Source organism: Microbacterium immunditiarum, from assembly GCF_013409785.1.
In the GTDB taxonomy this organism is placed as follows: domain Bacteria; phylum Actinomycetota; class Actinomycetes; order Actinomycetales; family Microbacteriaceae; genus Microbacterium; species Microbacterium immunditiarum.
Window position 1 is genome coordinate 1,582,353 of record NZ_JACCBV010000001.1, and the last position, 17,259, is coordinate 1,599,611.

21 protein-coding genes and 1 pseudogene are annotated in these 17,259 nt (G+C 69.6%); 13 read left to right on the top strand and 9 right to left on the bottom strand.

Going from position 1 to position 17,259, the window contains the following annotated elements; translation table 11 throughout:
• Positions 1-172: 172 nt before the first annotated feature.
• On the bottom strand, positions 173-757 hold the full coding sequence (locus BJ991_RS07200) for a cupin domain-containing protein (protein ID WP_179488749.1): 585 nt from the start codon (positions 755-757) through the stop codon (positions 173-175).
• Positions 758-853: 96 nt separating this feature from the next.
• On the opposite strand from BJ991_RS07200, the gene speB reads away from it, so the two are divergent.
• The 6 genes from speB (at position 854) to BJ991_RS07230 (ending at position 5,370) form a co-directional block, all read left to right on the top strand.
• Positions 854-1,807 carry an agmatinase gene (gene speB / locus BJ991_RS07205; RefSeq protein WP_179488751.1) on the top strand — a complete coding sequence of 318 codons (954 nt, stop codon included), beginning with the start codon at positions 854-856 and terminating at the stop codon, positions 1,805-1,807.
• Between the two features lie 47 nt (positions 1,808-1,854).
• On the top strand, positions 1,855-2,244 hold the full coding sequence (locus tag BJ991_RS07210; protein ID WP_179488753.1) for a nuclear transport factor 2 family protein: 390 nt from the start codon (positions 1,855-1,857) through the stop codon (positions 2,242-2,244).
• 99 nt (positions 2,245-2,343) lie between these two features.
• On the top strand, positions 2,344-3,735 hold the full coding sequence (locus BJ991_RS07215) for a purine-cytosine permease family protein (RefSeq protein ID WP_179488755.1): 1,392 nt from the start codon (positions 2,344-2,346) through the stop codon (positions 3,733-3,735).
• Between the two features lie 7 nt (positions 3,736-3,742).
• Positions 3,743-4,372 carry a cyclase family protein gene (locus BJ991_RS07220; protein WP_179488757.1) on the top strand — a complete coding sequence of 210 codons (630 nt, stop codon included), beginning with the start codon at positions 3,743-3,745 and terminating at the stop codon, positions 4,370-4,372.
• A gap of 271 nt (positions 4,373-4,643) precedes the next feature.
• Positions 4,644-4,820 (top strand): hypothetical protein, encoded by a 177-nt coding sequence (locus BJ991_RS07225; RefSeq protein WP_179488759.1) that lies wholly within the window; start codon positions 4,644-4,646, stop codon positions 4,818-4,820.
• Positions 4,821-4,866: 46 nt separating this feature from the next.
• Positions 4,867-5,370, top strand: a complete 504-nt coding sequence (locus BJ991_RS07230) for a GNAT family N-acetyltransferase (protein ID WP_179488761.1) — start codon at positions 4,867-4,869, stop codon at positions 5,368-5,370.
• Between the two features lie 34 nt (positions 5,371-5,404).
• On the opposite strand, the gene BJ991_RS07235 is transcribed toward BJ991_RS07230, so the two are convergent.
• A complete protein-coding gene (locus BJ991_RS07235) occupies positions 5,405-5,932 on the bottom strand; it encodes a DUF1697 domain-containing protein (RefSeq protein ID WP_179488763.1) in 528 nt (175 codons plus the stop codon).
• Positions 5,933-5,976: 44 nt separating this feature from the next.
• Positions 5,977-6,369, bottom strand: coding sequence for a VOC family protein (locus tag BJ991_RS07240; protein ID WP_179488766.1), 393 nt, complete (start codon positions 6,367-6,369; stop codon positions 5,977-5,979).
• A gap of 68 nt (positions 6,370-6,437) precedes the next feature.
• On the opposite strand from BJ991_RS07240, the gene BJ991_RS07245 reads away from it, so the two are divergent.
• From BJ991_RS07245 to BJ991_RS18915, 5 genes and pseudogenes are all read left to right on the top strand, one after another.
• On the top strand, positions 6,438-7,208 hold the full coding sequence (locus tag BJ991_RS07245; protein ID WP_179488768.1) for a TetR/AcrR family transcriptional regulator: 771 nt from the start codon (positions 6,438-6,440) through the stop codon (positions 7,206-7,208).
• Between the two features lie 146 nt (positions 7,209-7,354).
• A complete protein-coding gene (locus BJ991_RS07250; protein ID WP_246301049.1) occupies positions 7,355-8,665 on the top strand; it encodes an HNH endonuclease signature motif containing protein in 1,311 nt (436 codons plus the stop codon).
• A 277-nt stretch (positions 8,666-8,942) separates the two neighbouring features.
• Positions 8,943-9,533 carry a VOC family protein gene (locus tag BJ991_RS07255; RefSeq protein WP_343048674.1) on the top strand — a complete coding sequence of 197 codons (591 nt, stop codon included), beginning with the start codon at positions 8,943-8,945 and terminating at the stop codon, positions 9,531-9,533.
• A 90-nt stretch (positions 9,534-9,623) separates the two neighbouring features.
• Positions 9,624-9,731, top strand: a pseudogene (locus tag BJ991_RS18910) (TIM-barrel domain-containing protein); the annotation flags it as partial.
• 227 nt (positions 9,732-9,958) lie between these two features.
• Positions 9,959-10,243, top strand: coding sequence for a hypothetical protein (locus tag BJ991_RS18915; protein ID WP_425487544.1), 285 nt, complete (start codon positions 9,959-9,961; stop codon positions 10,241-10,243).
• A 3-nt stretch (positions 10,244-10,246) separates the two neighbouring features.
• Here BJ991_RS18915 and BJ991_RS07265 read toward each other — a convergent pair whose 3' ends face one another.
• A complete protein-coding gene (locus BJ991_RS07265; RefSeq protein WP_343048675.1) occupies positions 10,247-11,149 on the bottom strand; it encodes an aggregation-promoting factor C-terminal-like domain-containing protein in 903 nt (300 codons plus the stop codon).
• A 283-nt stretch (positions 11,150-11,432) separates the two neighbouring features.
• The gene (locus BJ991_RS07270) at positions 11,433-11,729 is read right to left on the bottom strand and encodes a DUF503 domain-containing protein (RefSeq protein ID WP_179488770.1); all 297 of its coding nucleotides are present in this window, start codon (positions 11,727-11,729) and stop codon (positions 11,433-11,435) included.
• A gap of 26 nt (positions 11,730-11,755) precedes the next feature.
• On the opposite strand from BJ991_RS07270, the gene BJ991_RS07275 reads away from it, so the two are divergent.
• The gene (locus tag BJ991_RS07275; RefSeq protein ID WP_179488772.1) at positions 11,756-12,457 is read left to right on the top strand and encodes an NUDIX domain-containing protein; all 702 of its coding nucleotides are present in this window, start codon (positions 11,756-11,758) and stop codon (positions 12,455-12,457) included.
• Position 12,458: 1 nt separating this feature from the next.
• Here the strand turns inward: BJ991_RS07275 and BJ991_RS07280 are convergent, their stop codons facing one another.
• Positions 12,459-13,034: a ferritin-like domain-containing protein gene (locus BJ991_RS07280; protein ID WP_179488774.1), complete on the bottom strand. Its 576-nt coding sequence runs from the start codon at positions 13,032-13,034 to the stop codon at positions 12,459-12,461.
• A 119-nt stretch (positions 13,035-13,153) separates the two neighbouring features.
• Here BJ991_RS07280 and BJ991_RS07285 point away from each other — a divergent pair, with 119 nt between their 5' ends.
• Positions 13,154-14,068 carry an arginase family protein gene (locus tag BJ991_RS07285; protein WP_179488776.1) on the top strand — a complete coding sequence of 305 codons (915 nt, stop codon included), beginning with the start codon at positions 13,154-13,156 and terminating at the stop codon, positions 14,066-14,068.
• On the opposite strand, the gene BJ991_RS07290 is transcribed toward BJ991_RS07285, so the two are convergent.
• The 3 genes from BJ991_RS07290 to BJ991_RS07300 are packed head-to-tail and all read right to left on the bottom strand — an operon-like array spanning position 14,069 to position 17,191.
• Positions 14,069-14,623 (bottom strand): hypothetical protein, encoded by a 555-nt coding sequence (locus BJ991_RS07290; RefSeq protein WP_179488778.1) that lies wholly within the window; start codon positions 14,621-14,623, stop codon positions 14,069-14,071.
• The gene (locus BJ991_RS07295; RefSeq protein WP_179488780.1) at positions 14,568-15,494 is read right to left on the bottom strand and encodes a hypothetical protein; all 927 of its coding nucleotides are present in this window, start codon (positions 15,492-15,494) and stop codon (positions 14,568-14,570) included. Before BJ991_RS07295 ends, BJ991_RS07290 begins: the two co-directional genes overlap by 56 nt.
• Positions 15,491-17,191, bottom strand: coding sequence for an FAD-dependent oxidoreductase (locus BJ991_RS07300; RefSeq protein ID WP_343048676.1), 1,701 nt, complete (start codon positions 17,189-17,191; stop codon positions 15,491-15,493). The genes BJ991_RS07295 and BJ991_RS07300 overlap by 4 nt, the downstream gene beginning before the upstream one ends.
• Between the last annotated feature and the right edge of the window lie 68 nt (positions 17,192-17,259).

Below are 17,259 nucleotides of genomic sequence, written 5' to 3' on the forward strand. Positions count from 1 at the left end.
GAGGACTCCCGGATGACGGCGCTTACGCGAAGATCTGCGAGGGCGCCGTCAGGCGCGGCGGTCGCGGATGTAGAAGTCGCACGCCGTCGTCAGCGCGCTCTTGATCATTCCCACGCGTGCCATGGTACCCGAGCTCTCACTACCCGGTCGCTGAGCTTGTCGGAGCGCGGTGCTACGCCGACCCGCTCCACGGCGCCGGGACGATCACCCACACGACACTCGCCGGCTTCCCGCCGTCGACGTACCACGTGTGCGGCTCGCGCCCCGGGAAGGTCAGCGCATCGCCGGCGCCGAGCGTCACCGTCCGGTCCGAGAACCGCATCACGACCGTCCCCTTCACAACGTGCAGCACCTCGACGTCGCAGTTGATCGTGTAGAGCTCCTTGCCGCCGTGCGCGTCGGGCTCGAGCTCCGACCGCAGCAGCTGCACGCGGTGCTCGCTGCGCGGTGACATGAGCCGCTCCTCGGCGTGCACACCGCCGAGGTTGATGCGCGGCGCGTCGTCGTACGACACGCGCTGGATCTCGGGCTCCGCGAAGAGCGACCCGATCGGCAGCGACAGCACCTGGCACAGCTGCACGAGCGTCGCGACGCTGGGGGAGGTCTCGTCGCGCTCGACGCGACTGAGGAAACCCTTCGACAGGCCGGTGGTCTCGGCGAGTCGGCCGAGCGAGAGGCCTTGGCCCGTGCGTGCCGCGCGCAGGCGGGCTCCGATCGGGGTGGCGTTGGCGTCGGCATCCGGATGAATCGCGCGCATGTCTCTCCCTCGAAAGCCCGCGGCTCTTGACGCGGATGCGACCGCGGGCGTACCGTGGCCGCAACGTTGCTCACAGAGTATCGAAAGTTGTCAAATATGCAACCCTCCGGAACGCCGGAGCCGCGCGGCCCGGTCGACGCGAGCGTCGTGCCGCGGTTCGCGGGCATTGCGACGTTCGCGCGCCTGCCGCGGCTCGACGAGGTCGAGAAGGCGGATGTCGCGATCGTCGGCGTCCCGTTCGACAGCGGTGTCAGTTACCGTCCCGGTGCGCGCTTCGGCCCGGCGCACGTGCGCGAGGCGTCGCGTCTGCTGCGTCCGTACAACCCCGCGCAGGAGGTGTTCCCGTTCGGCGCACAGCAGGTCGCCGACGCCGGAGACATCGCCGCGAACCCCTTCGACATCGCGGCCGCGGTCGCCGAGATCGAGGCCGGTGCGCGTGAGCTGCGGAGCCGCGCCGACCGCCTCGTCGCGATCGGCGGTGACCACACGATCGCCCTGCCGCTGCTGCGCGAGGTGACCTCGGTGCACGGTCCGGTCGCGGTGCTGCACTTCGACGCGCACCTCGACACGTGGGACACGTACTTCGGTGCCCCGACCACCCACGGCACGCCGTTCCGTCGCGCGTCGGAGGAGGGGCTCATCGACCTCACCGCGAGCATGCACGTCGGCATCCGCGGCCCCCTCTACGCGAAGAGCGACCTCGAAGACGACGCGCGCCTCGGCTTCGCGATCGTCACGAGCGAGTACGTCGAGGAGCACGGCGTGCCGTCGGCGGTCGACCGCATCCGCGCCCGCGTCGGCGACAAGCCGCTCTACATCTCGATCGACATCGACGTGCTCGATCCCGCGCACGCGCCGGGAACGGGAACGCCCGAGGCGGGCGGGCTCACGAGTCGTGAGCTGTTGCGGATGCTCCGTGCCCTCACCGATCTGCGCATCGTCGGCGCCGACGTGGTCGAGGTCGCGCCCGCGTACGACCACGCGCAGCTCACGGCGGTCGCGGCGAGCCATGTCGTGTACGAGCTGCTGAGTGCGATGGCGCCGCGGTAGGCGCATCCGCTGATTCGTCTTCGGAATCGTCTTCAAAGGAGAAGCACATGACGACACCCGACCCCGCGGCCGTCGAAGCCGCCGCTGCCGCGATCGTCGACGCGTTCGCCGCGACCGACGCCGAGCGGTACTTCGCGGCGTTCTCGCCGGATGCGACGTTCGTGTTCCATCCCGAGCCGCGACGCCTCGAGAACCGAGGTGAGTACGAGCGCCTGTGGGAGGGGTGGGTCGCCGACGGCTGGCGTGTGACGTCGTGCACGTCGAGCGACGCGCGCGTGCAGGTGTTCGACGGCGGCGCGATCTTCTCGCACACCGTCGACACGTCGGTCGAGACATCCGACGCCCCCGAGTCGTATCGCGAGAGGGAGACGATCGTGTTCGTCGTCGACGGCGACGAGCTGGTTGCCGTGCACGAGCACCTGTCGCCCTTCGCCTAACCGCCCCGTCGCTGAGCCCCCACCCCGGTCGCTGAGCCTGTCGAAGCGTCGCCCCACAACTCAACCCCCCGACAACCCGAACCCGAAGGAGCCCCAACGATGTCGCTCTACTCCCGCCTCGAGCAGCGCCTCGAAGCCCAATCCGATGACGCCGGCCCCCTCGTCGGCACGTATTCGACCGGCCGCCTGTTCATGATCTGGCTGGCGGCGAACCTCGTCGTCACGACGCTGCTGACGGGAACGCTGTTCATCCCCGATGTGAACTACGGCCTCGTGCTGCTGCTGATCGTGCTCGGCACGGTGATCGGCGCGGCGGTGCTCGTCGCGGTCGGCACGATCGGTCGCCGCACGGGGCTGCCGACGATGGCGCTCACGCGTGGTCCGTTCGGAACGCGCGGGAGCCTGCTGCCGGTCGCTGCGAACGTGATCATCCTCATGGGGTGGAGCTGGGTGCAGGCGATGCTCGCGGGCATCGCGCTGGACTACATCGTCATGACGTTCACGGGCTTCTCGTCTCCGGTCATCTTCGCGGTGCTGTGCCAGACGATCGTCGTGATCCTCGCGATCTTCGGGCACGCGGGAGTCGCGCGCGTCGAGCCGTGGTTCGCGGCCGTGATCCTCGCGATCGCCGCATACATCTTCGTGGTGGCGTTCTCCACCTATGGTCCGGCCGAGTTCACGTCGATCGCGGCATCCGCTGAGCCTTACTACGACGCAGGTCTCGTATTCGACGTCGTGCTCGCGACGGCGATCTCATGGACCGTCCTCTCGGCCGACTTCAATCGCCTCGCCGGCAGCACGCGCGCGAGCGTGATCGGCTCGGGCGTCGGCTACACGCTGTCGACGGTCATCTCCATGTCGCTCGGCGCGACGGCGATGGCGTTCGTGATCCTGAGCGGGGGAGAGGCGATTCCGTTCGACCCGGTGACGATCATCGAGCCCTTCGGCTGGGCCTTCGGCGTCGCGATCTTCCTGTCGGTGATGGCGACGAACACGATGGTGGTGTACGGCATGGTGACGACGGTCGTGAACGCGATCCCGGGTCTGCGGATCAAGTTCCTGCCCGCCGCGCTCATCCTCGGCGTCATCTCTATCCTCGGAGCGACGCTGTTCGGCCTGCTCGACCAGTTCACGAACTTCCTCGTGACGATCGGCGCGCTGTTCGCCCCGATCTTCGCGATCATGATCGTGGACTACTACTTCATCAAGCGCTCGTCGTACGACCGCGACATCCTGAATGTGAAGGGCGGTCGCTACTGGTACACGGGCGGCGTGAACTGGCTCGCGATCGGCTCGTGGTTCGTCGGCGCCGGACTCGCGTACGTGTGGGCGTACGTGTGGCCGCTGCCGTTCGGCTCGACCGCGCCCGCGTTCATCGTGACGTTCGTGCTGTACCTCGCGGTGTCGTGGCACCGGCGTCCGAAGGGCGAGTTCACGCCGGTCGGCAATCTGGCCGAAGAGGCGGATGCAGCCCCCGCAGTGAAGGCATGATGACCGGATGCTGCGAGACCTGAGCCACCCGATCCGCGACGGCATGATGGTCTACCCCGGGGATCCCTCGGTGTCTGTGCGGCCGGCTCTGTCGTTGGAGGCCGATGGCGTGGAGGTCGCGCGCATCGACATGGGTTCCCACACGGGGACCCATGTCGATGCGCCGGCGCACACCGTGGCGGGTGGGCGGACGATGGCTTCGGTTTCGCTCGATGAGCTCGTGGGGGAGGCGGTGGTGTTGCGGCTCGGTTCGGCCGCTGCTGGTTCTTCGTACGGGGTGGGCGAGCTGACGCTCGACGGCGGGGCAGTGCCGGACGAGCTGCCTCGGATCGTGATCGTCGACACCGGGTGGGCCCAGTGGTTCGGGTCGGAGCGGGCGTTGCAGCATCCGTTCATGTCCGCTTCTGCGGCGCGAGAGTTGTGGGCGCGGGGGATGCGCGTGCTCGCGGTGGACACGTTGAGTCCGGATGAGACGGGTGGTTCGGCGTTTCCTATTCACGACGTCGTGCTCGGTGGGGATGGGCTCATCGTCGAGAACGTGTGCGGGTTGGAGGAGCTGCCGGGGCGGGTGGAGGTGGGGTTCTTCCCGTTACGTTTGGAGGGGGATGGGGCGCCGGTGCGGGGGGTGGCGTTCTAGCCGGCAGGGAGCAGGGCCTCCGCACGCGTTCGTCGGACCAGACGTTAGGGTCGTCGCCGACTTCACCGAGCTCTCACCGGGAGATCGAGTTGTCTCACGAGTCGAGTTTCAGCTGCAGGCAGATTTCGGCAACTGGTTGGTCGCCCGGGGGACCCCGCCGAGCCGTCTGCGGCTCCCCGTCGCCGGAACGATCATCGAGCCAGACATGTACGTGGAGGCTGAGGGGTGGGTCGTCGAGGCAAAGAAGTCGACTGGCCGTGAGTATGTACGCATGGCGATCGGACAGGTTCTGGACTACACCAACAACGCGCAAGGACTCGACGCGAGCGTGGCTCCACTGATTCTCCTTCCGGGGCGGGCCGAGGCCGATCTGATGCAACTGTCTGCCGACTTAGGCATCGCGCTCGCACTGCGTGACGGAGACTCATTCGAGCTCGTTCGTCCGTAACCCGTCCGGTCAACCACCGTCGCACCCGCTGACTACGCTCGAACGCATGCTCCCGAAGACCCTGCCCGACGGCGCGATCCTGCGCGAAGCGCGCTCCGGTGACGAGGCGGGTGTGCTTGCCTGCATCCGCGGACTCGCCGAATACGAACGCGAACCGGATGCCGTCGAGAACACCGTCGAAGCCCTCACACGCACGCTCTTCGGCGAGACGCCGCACGCGTTCGCGCACGTGGTCGAGCGCGACGGCGAGATCGTCGGCATTGCGATCTGGTTCCTCACCTATTCGACCTGGACCGGCACGCACGGCATCTGGCTAGAAGACCTCTTCGTCGACGACGCGCAGCGCGGCCGCGGCTACGGCAAGGCCCTCATGGCGGCGCTCGCGGCGGTGTGCGTCGAGCGCGGCTACGCGCGCTTCGAGTGGAGCGTCCTGGACTGGAACGAGCCGTCCATCGCCTTCTACCGCTCGATCGGCGCCGTCCCGATGGACGAATGGACCACCCAGCGGCTCACCGGCACCCACCTCGAGGCGCTCGCGCGGGTCTTGTGAATCGACGGATGCCGCCACCGCGGCCCCTCCGTCGTCACGCGTCCCGCGCGAACCGCGCCACGAACCGCTCGACCGTGGGCAACCCCCGCGCCGACGCACGGGTGCCCGTGATCGACTCGATCGTCGGCGTCGCGTGACCCTCGCCCTCGATCTTGTTGCGCACGAGCGCCCACCCGCGCCCCGAGTCGACGAGCTCGCAGCGGTTGCGGTCGGCTTCGGCCGTGGCATCGGCGTCATTCGTGTCGATCGTGCCGCCTCCGTGCAGCGCGAACTCGAACCTCCGCGGATCGCGCACTGCGCCATACCTCGAAGCGACCTCCACGAGCGTGTCGAGCGGAGTCCAGTAGATTTCGCGCGCGTATCCCGAGCGGGCGGCAATCGACGCTTCGGCTTTGGCGATGACCTTGGCGGCAGCATCCGACTCGAACAGGATCGTGCCGTTGCTCTGGAACGTCACCGCGTCGGGGCATCCGGCATCGGCGAAGCCCGCGCGGATGTCGTCGCTCGACGGGTGTCCGTGCTGGCCTTGGTTGACGTTCCGCATGAACGCGACGCAGCGCATGCCTCCGAGAGTAGGGGAGGGCATGCGCTGCGCCGGTGTGTCGCTCAGTCCTGAGCCGGCGGCGTCACCCACTGCACGAGCTGGTAGACGATGCCGTTGGGGTCGGCCATCTGGAAGTAGCGCTCGCCCCACGGCTCGGTCTCGATCGGCGTGACGATCTCGACGCCGTCCTCGCGCAGTCGCTCGTAGTAGGCATCGATGTCGTCGACCGTGAACACCACGAGCAGCCCGTCGGCATGGCCGGCCGCCGACGCGGGCTTGAACGTCGACAGCCCGGTGCGCAGGTAGATGAGGTTGAAGCCGGCATCCGGATGCGCCAGCGAGCAGAACCCGTCGGCCTCCATCGCGACCTCGAAGCCCAAGTAGCTGCGCGCCCACGCGGACGACGCCGCGACATCGGCGACGTTGAGCGAGATGGCGGAATCGGTGATGGTCAAGAGGCGCCTCCTTATTTCGTACAACGTACAATGTATAACGTACGGCGAAAGAGTGCAAGGATGAGGCCATGACCGCAGATCGCACGGGCGCCGGCTCGCCGAGCGCGACCCTCGCGCTGCTGTGGGGGCCGTCCAATGAGGCGTCGCGCCGAAAGGGACCGGCGCGTTCCGTGACGGTCGCGCAGGTCGTCGATGCCGCCCTCGCTCTCGCGGACGAGCAGGGGCTCACCGCGCTCACGATGCGCGCGGTCGCCGAGCGCGTCGGCATCTCGACGATGTCCGTCTATACGTACGTCCCCGGCAAACCCGAGCTCCTCGATCTCATGGTCGACGCGCTGTATGCGCGGATGGAGCGCCGTTCCTGGGATGCGTCGGAGTCGTGGCGTGAGCGGGTCTCGACGTTGGCGGAGGAGAACCGGATGCTGCTGCTCCAGCATCCGTGGATGACCGAAGTCGCCGCCCTCAGCCGCCCACCCCTCGGGCCGGGCTTGATGGCGAAATACGAGCACGAGCTCGCGGCGTTCGACGACACCGCGCTGTCGGATGTCGATACGGATTCGGCTTTGAGTTGGGTACTGGGTTTCGTGCAGGCGCATTGCCGGGCGGCGCACGATGCGCGGCGAGCGACGACCGACACGGCCATCAGCGACGCCGAGTGGTGGGAGGCGAATCAGCCGATCCTGGCGCGGGCGTTCGATCCGGAGAGGTATCCGCGTGCGGTGCGCGTCGGCGCGGCCGCGGGTGAAGCGCAGGGGAGTGCGTGGAGCGAGGAGCGGGCGTGGGAGTTCGGCCTCGCGCGGACGCTGGATGGGTTGGCGGTGCTGATCGAAGGGCGGTAGCGGCGGGGGAGCCGCCTGCCGGTCGAGTGGCCGGCGTAGCCCGGTTTCGAGACCCCCCTCCTCCACCGACCGACAATCCACCCGCATTTCTCCACAGCCTCGCCAACGCGAATCGGAATGTCGTACCTATGTTCTAAGGTCGAAGCATGCCCGCCACCGCCGAGGGTTATCCGCCCTCCCAGGTCCCCGACGCGATCGATCGCGTCCGCGTGGCGGGCGACATGGTGGCGATGTTCGCGGCTGAGCAGTTCTACCGGGTCGACGAAGCCCGCACCGAGGCCCTGGCCGATGCGGCCCGGTACGGGCGGGACCTCACCACTGTGGTGGAGCGGGGCATCCGGCTGGAGTTGGCGGCGGGGATGCGGATCACGGAGCACGCCGCCGGCGACCTCATCCGCCGCGCCGAGGCGCTCGTGCACCGGTACCCGGACGCACTGGACTCACTCAGTCGCGCACGTATCACTCTTGCCCACGCCGAGTACCTCGTCGACCGCCTCGACGAGCTCGAGCCCGACGTGCGCGACGGGCTCATCGCTGACGCGATCGGGCTTGCCGAGGAGCACCCGGTTGGCGTGTTCCGGCGAGCGCTGCGGAATTTGATCGAGATGCATCGGTCGGTCACCCTCGCCCAGCGGCATGAGGTGGCGCTCGTAAAGCGGCGGGTCGTGGTCGAGCGCGCCGATGACGGGATGGCGTGGCTCAGCGCCTGCATCCCGGCGGTGGAGGCGCACGCCATCTACGGGCGCCTGACCGCGATGGCGAAGGCGATCAAGGCCCACGAATCCGAGACGGCACCGCGCGACAGCGGCGCGACGCCGATTGACGCACGCTCGATGGATCAGCTCCGTGCAGACGTGCTCAGCGACCTGCTCATCGACGGCGACACCAGCGTGCACCCGGACGAAGTGCGCGGGATCCGTGCGACGGTCGCGGTGACGGTGCCCGCGCTGACGCTCCTCGCCGAAACGGACACCGATCGTGCCGTGGCGGGGTTGGCGCCGGCGGTGGTGGAGGGTGTTGGGCCCATCGCGCTGGACCGCGCCCGCGAGCTGTGCGGCGGCGCGGACGGATGGATGCGGATCCTCACCCACCCCGAAACGGGCATGGTGCTCTCTGCCGGTCGGACGCAATATCGGCCGCCCCCGATGCTGCGGAAACTGGTCAGGTGGCGGGCGGATCGATGTATGGCTCCCGGATGCGGCATCCCCGCCTCCCGCTGCGAGATCGACCACACCATCGCGTGGGAACACGGCGGGGAGACCTCGCTCGACAACCTCGCCCCCTTGTGCAAGGGGCACCACACGGTGAAACACCACGGCGGGTGGCGAGTGAGACAGGTCCCCGAAAGCGGGGGAGCGCTCGAGTGGAGATCTCCCGCGGGTCGCACCTACGTGGTGCAACCGGAACGCCGCGTGCCCGTGTTCCGACCCGCCGACGCCGCCAACGCACCCTTCTGACACGCCCGGGCGCCGAGGGTGGCGCCGGTGTGCGTGCGAGGCCCGGCCCCGGGGTCCTGCTCCGCGGCGAAGCTCCGCGGCGAACCTCCGCACCGAACCCTCGCGCCCGACAGCAGCGGCAGTCGCGCCGGCGCCCGCCTGCCACGCTCAGTGCGCAGCGACGTCAGTGGACGGCAAACGCGCCTCCGGGCCACCTCACCGCACCGGTCCGCCGATGCCCTGTCGTCGAGGCATCCGCCGTGCCAACGTGGTCACGACGACATCGAGAGGAGCCGCCGTGTCCGACCGTCCCCGTCCCGCCGTTCCGCCCGCGCCAGTCGGTTCGAACACCGTCAACCCGTTCATCATGGCCGACAACGCCGCCGAGCTCATCGAGTTTCTCGAGTACGTCTTCGGAGCGATAGACGTTCCCGAAGCCCGCACGCTCGACGGGGACGGCACGATCCTGCACTCCGAGCTGCTCATCGGCGATTCGATGATCACCGTGGCCGACCGCAAAGCCGACTGGCCGTTCACGCCTGCGTTCACCCGCGTGTACGTCGACGACGTCGACGCGACGCTTGAGCGAGCCGTCCAACGGGGAGGGCGGATCGTGACCAACCCGACAGACTTCTGGGGCGACGTCTTCTCGCGCTTCGTGGACCCGCAGCAGAACCTGTGGTGGGTGTACGCCCACAACCCCGCGCCAGCCGACACCGGCGACGCCGACAGCCAGACCTGGTCCGGGACCTGGACCGAGCCGGATGCCGAGCCCAACGCCGAACCCGGAGCCGACGAGACCTGGGAGTCGTACTCCTCACCAGAGCTGACGTACATCCACTCCACACTTCTCGAAGCGGTGGCATCCCTGCGCGACCCGCGTCGCTGACGAACCGGCGCTGAATCACACCTGCCTTCGCCCGTCACCACGGGTTGCTTGACACCGCCGACGACATACGTTCTTCGGGGAAGAGCTCCCGTGACGTTCAGCCGTGCGGGCTTCGCGGGAGCGCAGGCGCACGGCGCGTTCTGGGCGGGGGACGAGAACTCGACGTGGGAGGCGTTCCGCTGGTCGATGAACGCGGGGCTCACGGCCGCGGCATCCGGCATCGTCTACTGGGGCTGGGACATCGCCGGCTTCTCCGGCGAGATCCCCGCAGCCCGTCGCGCGACCGCACGCCGTGGAACATCGCCGAGCGCACGGGCGACGAGCGCGTGCTGCCGCTCTTCCGCCGGTACACGAAGCTGCGTGAGCGGCTCGTGCCGTACCTCGAGCGTTCCGCCGCGGCGACGATCGCGACCGACCGGCCGCTCATGCGCCCGCTGTTCTTCGAGTGGCCCGACGACCCCGCCGTGTGGACGGCACCGACCCAGTGGCTGCTCGGCGACGACATCCTCGTGGCGCCCGTGCTCGAAGAGGGCGCGACCGAGTGGTCGGTCTACCTTCCCGAGACCCCCGAGGGGGAATGGGCGGATGCCTGGACCGGCGACCGCATCACGGGCGGCGGCACGGGCACGGTGCCCACCCCGATCGACCGGATCCCGGTGTTCGTGCGGGGCGACTCGATCGACGAGCTGCTCGCGCTGTTCCGCGAGTAGGGATCAGTACCAGCCCACGGACTGCGAGTGACCCCAGGCGTTGCACGGCGAGCCGTAACGACCGGAGATGTAGCCGAGACCCCACGCGATCTGCGTGCGGGCACTGGTCTGCCAGTCGGCGCCCGCGGTCGCCATCTTGCTGCCGGGAAGCGCCTGCGGAATGCCGAACGCACCGCTCGAGCGGTTGTAGGCCTGGTAGTTCCAGCCGGACTCCTTCTGCCACAGGTTGTACAGGCAGCCGAACTGGTCATCGCCCCAGCCGTAGCTGCCGAGCATGCCGCGAGCCGTGGCCTGCGCGCCGGCCGGGCTGTTGTCGCCCGTGGCGCCGCCGACGGGCACCGAGGGCACCCAGCCGCCGCCACCCGAGCCGGACGACTGCTGCTGCCGCGCGCGCTCGGCGGCTTCGGCGGCCTGGCGCGCCTTCTCCTCGGCCGCGCGACGGGCCTGCTCCTCGGCCTCCTTCTTGGCCTGGACCGCCGCATCGAGTCGGCCGCGCAGACCCGCGACCTGCTCCTGCACCGACGACACGAGCGCGGTCACATCCGCCGTGACATCCGGCAGCAACGACTCGGGAAGGCTCTTGATGCCAAGCGCGAGGCGACCCGCGGTCGCCTCGAGCGCGGTCGTGTCGACCGTCGGCGTCACGCCGATGTCGAGCCCGGATGCCTCGACATCCGTCGCCACCTGCGCGGCGCTCGCGACAGCGGCGTCCGCGGCCTCCACGGCGGCCCTCGCCTCGGTGGTCGACGTGTCCCCGGTGGCGACGGCGAGCTCGGCGTCGGCCGCTAGCGGAGCGGGCGTCGAGTACGAAGCGAGCACCATCGAGGGCATCGCGGGCGCGGAGTTCACGGATGCCTCGGCGTACGAGAGCGGAACGGCACCCGCGCATCCGACGATCGTCGCCACGGCGAGACCGAGACCCGTCGCGAACAGGAGGGGGCGACGACGAGCGCGGCGCTCGGCGAGGCGGCGGTTGCGGCGCGCGGGAACGGGGGACTCGAGAGAAGAAGTACGAGGGGAAGAAGGAGGCGTAGAAGGAGACGTGGGAGTGCTGGAGCGCATGAATTCGGGTTTCGTGTCGGGTTGTCAGCGCCGCGGAGACGCATCGCGCGGCCGCTTCGCGGACACACAAAGCCCTGATCCTTACCGGCTCTTCTGAGCGTTACCTGACCGTTACCTGGCTGCCACCTCAGTCCTCGCTCGAATGAAGACCCCGTCTCGACGACAGCAGGGTGACTTCCGGATGCTCCTCTGCGAGCATCCGCTCTGCCCTTTCGAGCACGTCTCGGACGTGCCTCGCGTCCCTCGCGACGACCGACATTCCGATGGACGTGCGCCGGTGCAGGTCGTTCGCGCCGACCTCCGCGACGGCGGCCTCGGTGCGCCGGCTGAGGTCCGCGAGGAGGGGGCGCACGATGCTGCGCTTCTGCTTCAGCGAATGCACCTCGCCGAGCAGCACGTCGAACTCGATCCAGCCGATCCACATGTCGTCTGCGAGCGTAGCCTGAACGGGTGCCCGCCGAACCGACCGCACGAGCTCAGCTCGCGGCCCTCGCCCAAGCCAACCACTCCTCGTCCCGCGCGCACGACGCGGGAGAGTCCCGTCCCGCCGCCGTGCTCATCCTGTTCGGGGTGCTGGATGGACTCCCGAGCGAACACGAAGCGCAGGCGGCAGCGGTGCCGCGCGACCTCGACGTCCTCCTGCTCGAGCGCGCGTCGACGCTGCGCTCCCACCCCGGTCAGGTGGCCTTTCCGGGCGGACGGCTCGACCCGCGTGACGACGGCCCTGTCGCGGCCGCGCTCCGCGAGGCCCACGAAGAGACCGGCGTCGACCCGGCAGGCGTCGAGGTGCTCGGAACGCTCGAGAACATCCCGCTCGAGTACTCGCAGCACCTCGTGACTCCGGTGCTCGCGTGGTGGCGGCATCCGTCACCCGTTCGAGTCGTCGATGAACGCGAGTCCGCCGACGTGTTCCGCGCACCCGTCGCCGACCTGCTCGACCCGGCCAATCGCGGCGTGACGGTCATCCGCCGCGACGGCCAGGAGTGGCGCGGGCCCGGCTTCCTCGTGCGCGCCGAGAACGGCGATCACCTCGTGTGGGGCTTCACCGGGCTCGTGCTCGACGGCCTCTTCAACCGCCTCGGCTGGACCGAGCCGTGGGACGACACGCGCGAGCTGCCGCTCGAGCTCCCCGACATCGAGCCCGAGGTCTAGCTCACTTCTTCGGCGTCCGGTTCTCGGCGCTCACCATCCACGACAGCTGCTCGATCTTCTCGAGGATCGCGTGCAGCAGGTCGGCGCTCGTGGGGTCCTCTTCGTCGACGTCGTCGTGCACCTCACGGCACGTCGACGCGACGGCGTCGAGCCGCTCGGTCATGAGGTCGATGACTTCGGTCGTCGCGATCTCACCCTGCGGGAAGTCCGGCAGAGTCGTGGTCTGCGCCACGACATCGCTGCGCCCGTCGGGCAGGGCGTGGAGCGCCCGCATCCGCTCGGCCACATCGTCGCTGAACGCGCGAGCCGCTTCGATGATCTCGTCGAGCTGAAGGTGCGTGTCTCGGAAGTTGCGCCCGACGACGTTCCAGTGCGCCTGCTTGCCCTGCAGCGACAGCTCAATGAGGTCGACGAGCACCTTCTGAAGGTTCTCGCTGAGGGCCTCGGATGCCTGGAACCCGCGCTCCGCGTTCTGCTCGCGCGTCAGCTCGGCGCCCTTGCGCGCGGGGCGGCGCTTGCTCGCCGTCGTCGAGCCCTTGCTGGTCTTGTCGGTCTTGGTCGCGGTCGTTGTAGCCACGGTGTGTCTCCATTCGTCGTGAACACCCGTCGTGAACACGCCCGACCGTACCCGGCCGATTTCGTGGGACAGCGGGGATTGAGAGCACCGCCCCGCAGTGCTAGGGGCAGACTGGGCGGATGCTTGCGATCGTCTCGGCACCGACCAATCTCGGCCTGCGACCCCCCGAGCCCGGCACCGTTCCAGGCACGGCGAAGGCGCCCGAAGCCCTGCGCGAGGCGGGTCTCTACTCCCGTCTCGCCGAGCTCGGAGCACGGGACGCGGGCACCGTCCTCCCCGGACGGTACGTCGACGACGACGAGACCCGCCCGTCCGGAGAGGTGCGCAACCAGGCCGCACTCGTCGACCACGCCAGGCGGCTCGCCGAGCGCCTCGACCGCGTGTGGACGGCGGGCGCGGTTCCGCTCGTGATCGGTGGCGACTGCAGCCTCGTGATCGCCGCAGGATTGACGGATGCCGCGCCCGAGGGCCGCGGGCTCATCCACGTCGACGGGCACACCGACTTCCGGCATCCGGCGATCAGCGACGAGTGCGCGCGCGTCGCGGGGGAGGACCTCGCCGCCGCGATCGGCCTGCACTGGCCGGCGATCTCCGATATCGACGGGCGCGGCCCGTACTTCGACGCCGAGCGCACGGTGCACATCGGATGCCGCGACGACGACCCGAACCTGGAGCGCGTGCGGGCGGCGATCGGCGCCGTCGCCCCCGCAAGCGAGGTGATCCTGCATGGGGGAGCACGTGTGGCGGCTCGCGTGCGAGAGGTCGCGGACCAGGGAGCCGGCTACTGGCTCCAGGTCGACGTGGACGTGCTCGACCCCGAGGTGATGCCCGCGGTCGATGCCCCGACCCCAGGCGGATTGCGGGCAGACGAGCTCGTCGCGCTGCTGCAGGGGCTCGCGCCCCGCGCGATCGGAGCATCGGTCACGATCTTCGATCCGGATCTCGACCCCGACGGCCGGTACGCGTCGCTGCTCACGGACGTCGTCGTCAACGGGCTGAGCGAGCTGGGCGCAGAGCTCGGGGACGAGATCTAGTTAGACCTCGTCTCTGAGCCCCACCCGGTCGGGTATTTCGAACGGTAGATGCGGCAGCCACGATGCCGGGTCGGGCCACGGACGTGACGACGGCAGAGCGGTCAGCAGCCGCCGGACCGCCGCGTCACGAGGTCCTTCGGGCCCCCGCGACGCGAGCACTCGCTGCGGTGCATGATGCCCGAGCGCCCCGAGCCACCAGTGGCGCCACGTGCCGGGCACGTCCTGCGGGTCGAGCACGATGTAGTAATCGGGCATGAGCGCCGAACCCTCTTCGAAGCGGGCGATGGCCGCCTCGACCTCGAGCTCGAGCACGCCGAGGCTCGAGCGCTCTTCGAAGAGCTCGACCCACGCCGCGGCGACGTGCTCGAGCGGGTCGGCGTCGTGGATGATCCAGGGAGTGCTCGCGGCCGCGATGCGCCGTGTCGCGAGGCCGGGGTCGCTGCCCTGCAGCGCGAGGATCTCGACCCCGGGGATGCCGTCGAAGGTCGCGAGGGCGTCTTCAGACTGCTCTCCGACGATCGCGACGATCGTGCCGGTCGGTGTCAGGTGCGCCATGCTCGATGTTACGTCGATCGCGCCGCGAGAGGACTGAACGCGCCGCGAGTCCGATCGCCGCCACGACGACGGTCACGACGATCGGCCGCCAGGCCAGCTCGGGCGTGAACGTGGCGAGCCCGAAGACCTGCAGCGCGTACTCCGCCATCTCACCCAGCTGCCGCGCGAGCACGCGCATCCCCACCGCCGCGGTCGCCGCTGTGATCGCCGCGGGAACGATCCATACCATCGCGATGCTCGCCAACGCCGCGATGATTCGGCCCGTCGTCCCGAGGCCGGTCCACGCGATGGTGGCGCCGACGAGGACCGGGGCCACCCACTGGATCAGCGCGACGAGCTCGTACGGGGTCGTCAGACCCATGAACCCTGTGAGCCACGAAGTGGTCGCGATCGCCCCGATCGTCAGCCCGATGAGGGCCCCGGCGCGCGGTGCGCGTGCGATGAGGAAGACGGCGAGCACCCCGACAAGCAGCGACAGGACGCTGACCACGACGAGCGCCCAGAGGTAGAGCACCGACTCTGTGCCGTCACGCAGCCCGCCGGCGACCGCGACCGTCGACTGCGCGATCGCGATGGCCTGGATCACGACGAGCCCGGTCACCACCAGTGCGAACCCGCCGCGGGGCATTCGCGGCCTGAGCGCCCGTGCGGCGATTCCGGCCGCCGACGCCCCCACGACGAGCAGCGCGAAGATGAGGCTCAGCGAATACTGGCTGAAGGGCAGCATCGCGAGGGGCATCGCTTCCGGCGGGGTCGAGAGCTCCCACCAGTTCTGCAGCGGCAGGCGCATGCCGGTCACGAGCCACGGCAGCAGCCCCACGAACGCCGCGCCGACGCCGATCAGCGTGCACAGCCACGGCCGAATCCTCACGCGACGCCGCCGACAGCGGCGAGCGCACGATGAACGGATGCCACGGCGCTCGACCCCTCGCCGACCGCCGCCGCGACGCGCTTCATCGATCCGCGGCGCACGTCACCCGCCGCGAACACGCGCGGGACGGACGTCTCGAATGGCAGCGGCTCGCGCCCGAGGCTCTCCCAGTCCTCGCCGAGCACGTCGAGCGGGATGTCGACACCCGTGCGGAGGAAACCCTCGGGGTCGCGGTCGATGCCGTCGAGCCACGACGTCGCGGGCTCGGCGCCGATGAAGCAGAAGAGCCCTCGTGCGTCGACCTCGCCGACGCGGTCGATGTGCACGCGACGCAGGAACCGATCTCCGTCGAGGCCGACGACGTGGGAACGGGTGAGCACCTCGACGCGCGGGTCTTCGAGCAGCCGTGACACAAGGTACGACGACATGCGCCGGGTGAGGTCGTCGCCGCGGACGACGAGGCGGACGGGGCATCCGTTCGATGCCAGGTACAGCGCCGCCTGACCGGCCGAGTTCGCGCCGCCGACGACCACGACGGGCGACTCCATCACCTGGCGCAGCTCGAGCGGCGTCGCGGCGTAGAAGATGCCCGACCCCTCGAAGTCGTTCCAGCGGTCGAGGTCGAGCGTGCGGTAGGCGGCACCCGACGTCACGATCGCGCTGCGCGTGTGGATCGTGCGTCCGTCTCGGAGGGTGACCTCAAGGCCGTCGTCGATCGTCGTGAGGCTCACCGCTTCGCACGGCGCGTACACCCGCACGCCGAACTTGAGCGCCTGAAGCGACGCCTGGCCGATGAGCGCGCGGCCGGTGACGCCGAACGGGAACCCGAGGAAGTTCTCGATGCGCGAGGTCGCCGCGGCCTGGCCGCCGGGCGCGACGGCATCGAGGAGGACGGTGCGAAGACCTTCGGATGCCCCGTAGATCGCCGCCGCGAGGCCGGCGGGCCCTCCGCCGATGACGGTCAGGTCGACGAAGTCGTCCGTGCTGGCCTGGTAGCTGAGGCCCAGGCGGTCGGCGACGAGCCCGGGCGTCGCACGCAGGATCGGCTCGCCCTGCACATATGCGATGGGGAGGTCGGCCTTGGTGAAGCCGCGCTCGCTGAGGTAGTCGGTGTGGTGGGTCTTGTCGGGGGCGTCTTCGAGGTCGATCGCGGTGTGCACGAGGTCGGTGCGCTCGGCGAACCGGCGCAGCGCGAGGAACTCGCGCGACGCCTTCGAGCCGACCATCTTGAGCGTCAGGGCGGCGGGGCCGCTGCGCAGGGACTCCCGCCGCGCCCACAGCGCGTGCAGGAGGATGTCGCACAGCTCGTCATCCTCCGCCATGAGGCGCCGCAGGCTCTCGTCGCTCACGCGGTACGCGACGCCCGGTGCGGTGACGCGCGCCGACAGGAACGCGGCCTGGCGGTTGAGGAGGCCCAGCTCACCGAGGAACGAGCGCGGGCCAATGGTCGTGATGATGACCTCGCCGACCCAGCCGAGCGGCTCGCGAACGATCTCGACCTCGCCGCTCTCGATGAGCATGAGGTTGTAGGCGCGCTGGCCCGTGCGGAAGAGGTAGTCGCCGGGCTTGATCTCTTCCGGCTCGCCGAATTCGAGCAGCCGCGCCCACTGGTCGTCGGTCAGCGCGGGCGACTGCACGGGATCGTGGACCGGCTCGGGCACGCGCTCGGGCACAGTTTCCTTGTTATCGGGGGACACGATTCCGACGCTACTCGCGGCTAGCCTGGCTGTCATGCGAATCCGTCCAGCCGTTCCTGCGGATGCCC

Coding starts and splice junctions, on each gene's coding strand:
- BJ991_RS07200 (WP_179488749.1), bottom strand. CDS start 757: ATGCGCGCGATTCATCCGGATGCCGACGCCAACGCCACCCCGATCGGA.
- speB (WP_179488751.1), top strand. CDS start 854: ATGCAACCCTCCGGAACGCCGGAGCCGCGCGGCCCGGTCGACGCGAGC.
- BJ991_RS07210 (WP_179488753.1), top strand. CDS start 1,855: ATGACGACACCCGACCCCGCGGCCGTCGAAGCCGCCGCTGCCGCGATC.
- BJ991_RS07215 (WP_179488755.1), top strand. CDS start 2,344: ATGTCGCTCTACTCCCGCCTCGAGCAGCGCCTCGAAGCCCAATCCGAT.
- BJ991_RS07220 (WP_179488757.1), top strand. CDS start 3,743: ATGCTGCGAGACCTGAGCCACCCGATCCGCGACGGCATGATGGTCTAC.
- BJ991_RS07225 (WP_179488759.1), top strand. CDS start 4,644: ATGGCGATCGGACAGGTTCTGGACTACACCAACAACGCGCAAGGACTC.
- BJ991_RS07230 (WP_179488761.1), top strand. CDS start 4,867: ATGCTCCCGAAGACCCTGCCCGACGGCGCGATCCTGCGCGAAGCGCGC.
- BJ991_RS07235 (WP_179488763.1), bottom strand. CDS start 5,932: ATGCGCTGCGTCGCGTTCATGCGGAACGTCAACCAAGGCCAGCACGGA.
- BJ991_RS07245 (WP_179488768.1), top strand. CDS start 6,438: ATGACCGCAGATCGCACGGGCGCCGGCTCGCCGAGCGCGACCCTCGCG.
- BJ991_RS07250 (WP_246301049.1), top strand. CDS start 7,355: ATGCCCGCCACCGCCGAGGGTTATCCGCCCTCCCAGGTCCCCGACGCG.
- BJ991_RS18915 (WP_425487544.1), top strand. CDS start 9,959: ATGCGCCCGCTGTTCTTCGAGTGGCCCGACGACCCCGCCGTGTGGACG.
- BJ991_RS07270 (WP_179488770.1), bottom strand. CDS start 11,729: ATGTGGATCGGCTGGATCGAGTTCGACGTGCTGCTCGGCGAGGTGCAT.
- BJ991_RS07285 (WP_179488776.1), top strand. CDS start 13,154: ATGCTTGCGATCGTCTCGGCACCGACCAATCTCGGCCTGCGACCCCCC.
- BJ991_RS07290 (WP_179488778.1), bottom strand. CDS start 14,623: ATGGCGCACCTGACACCGACCGGCACGATCGTCGCGATCGTCGGAGAG.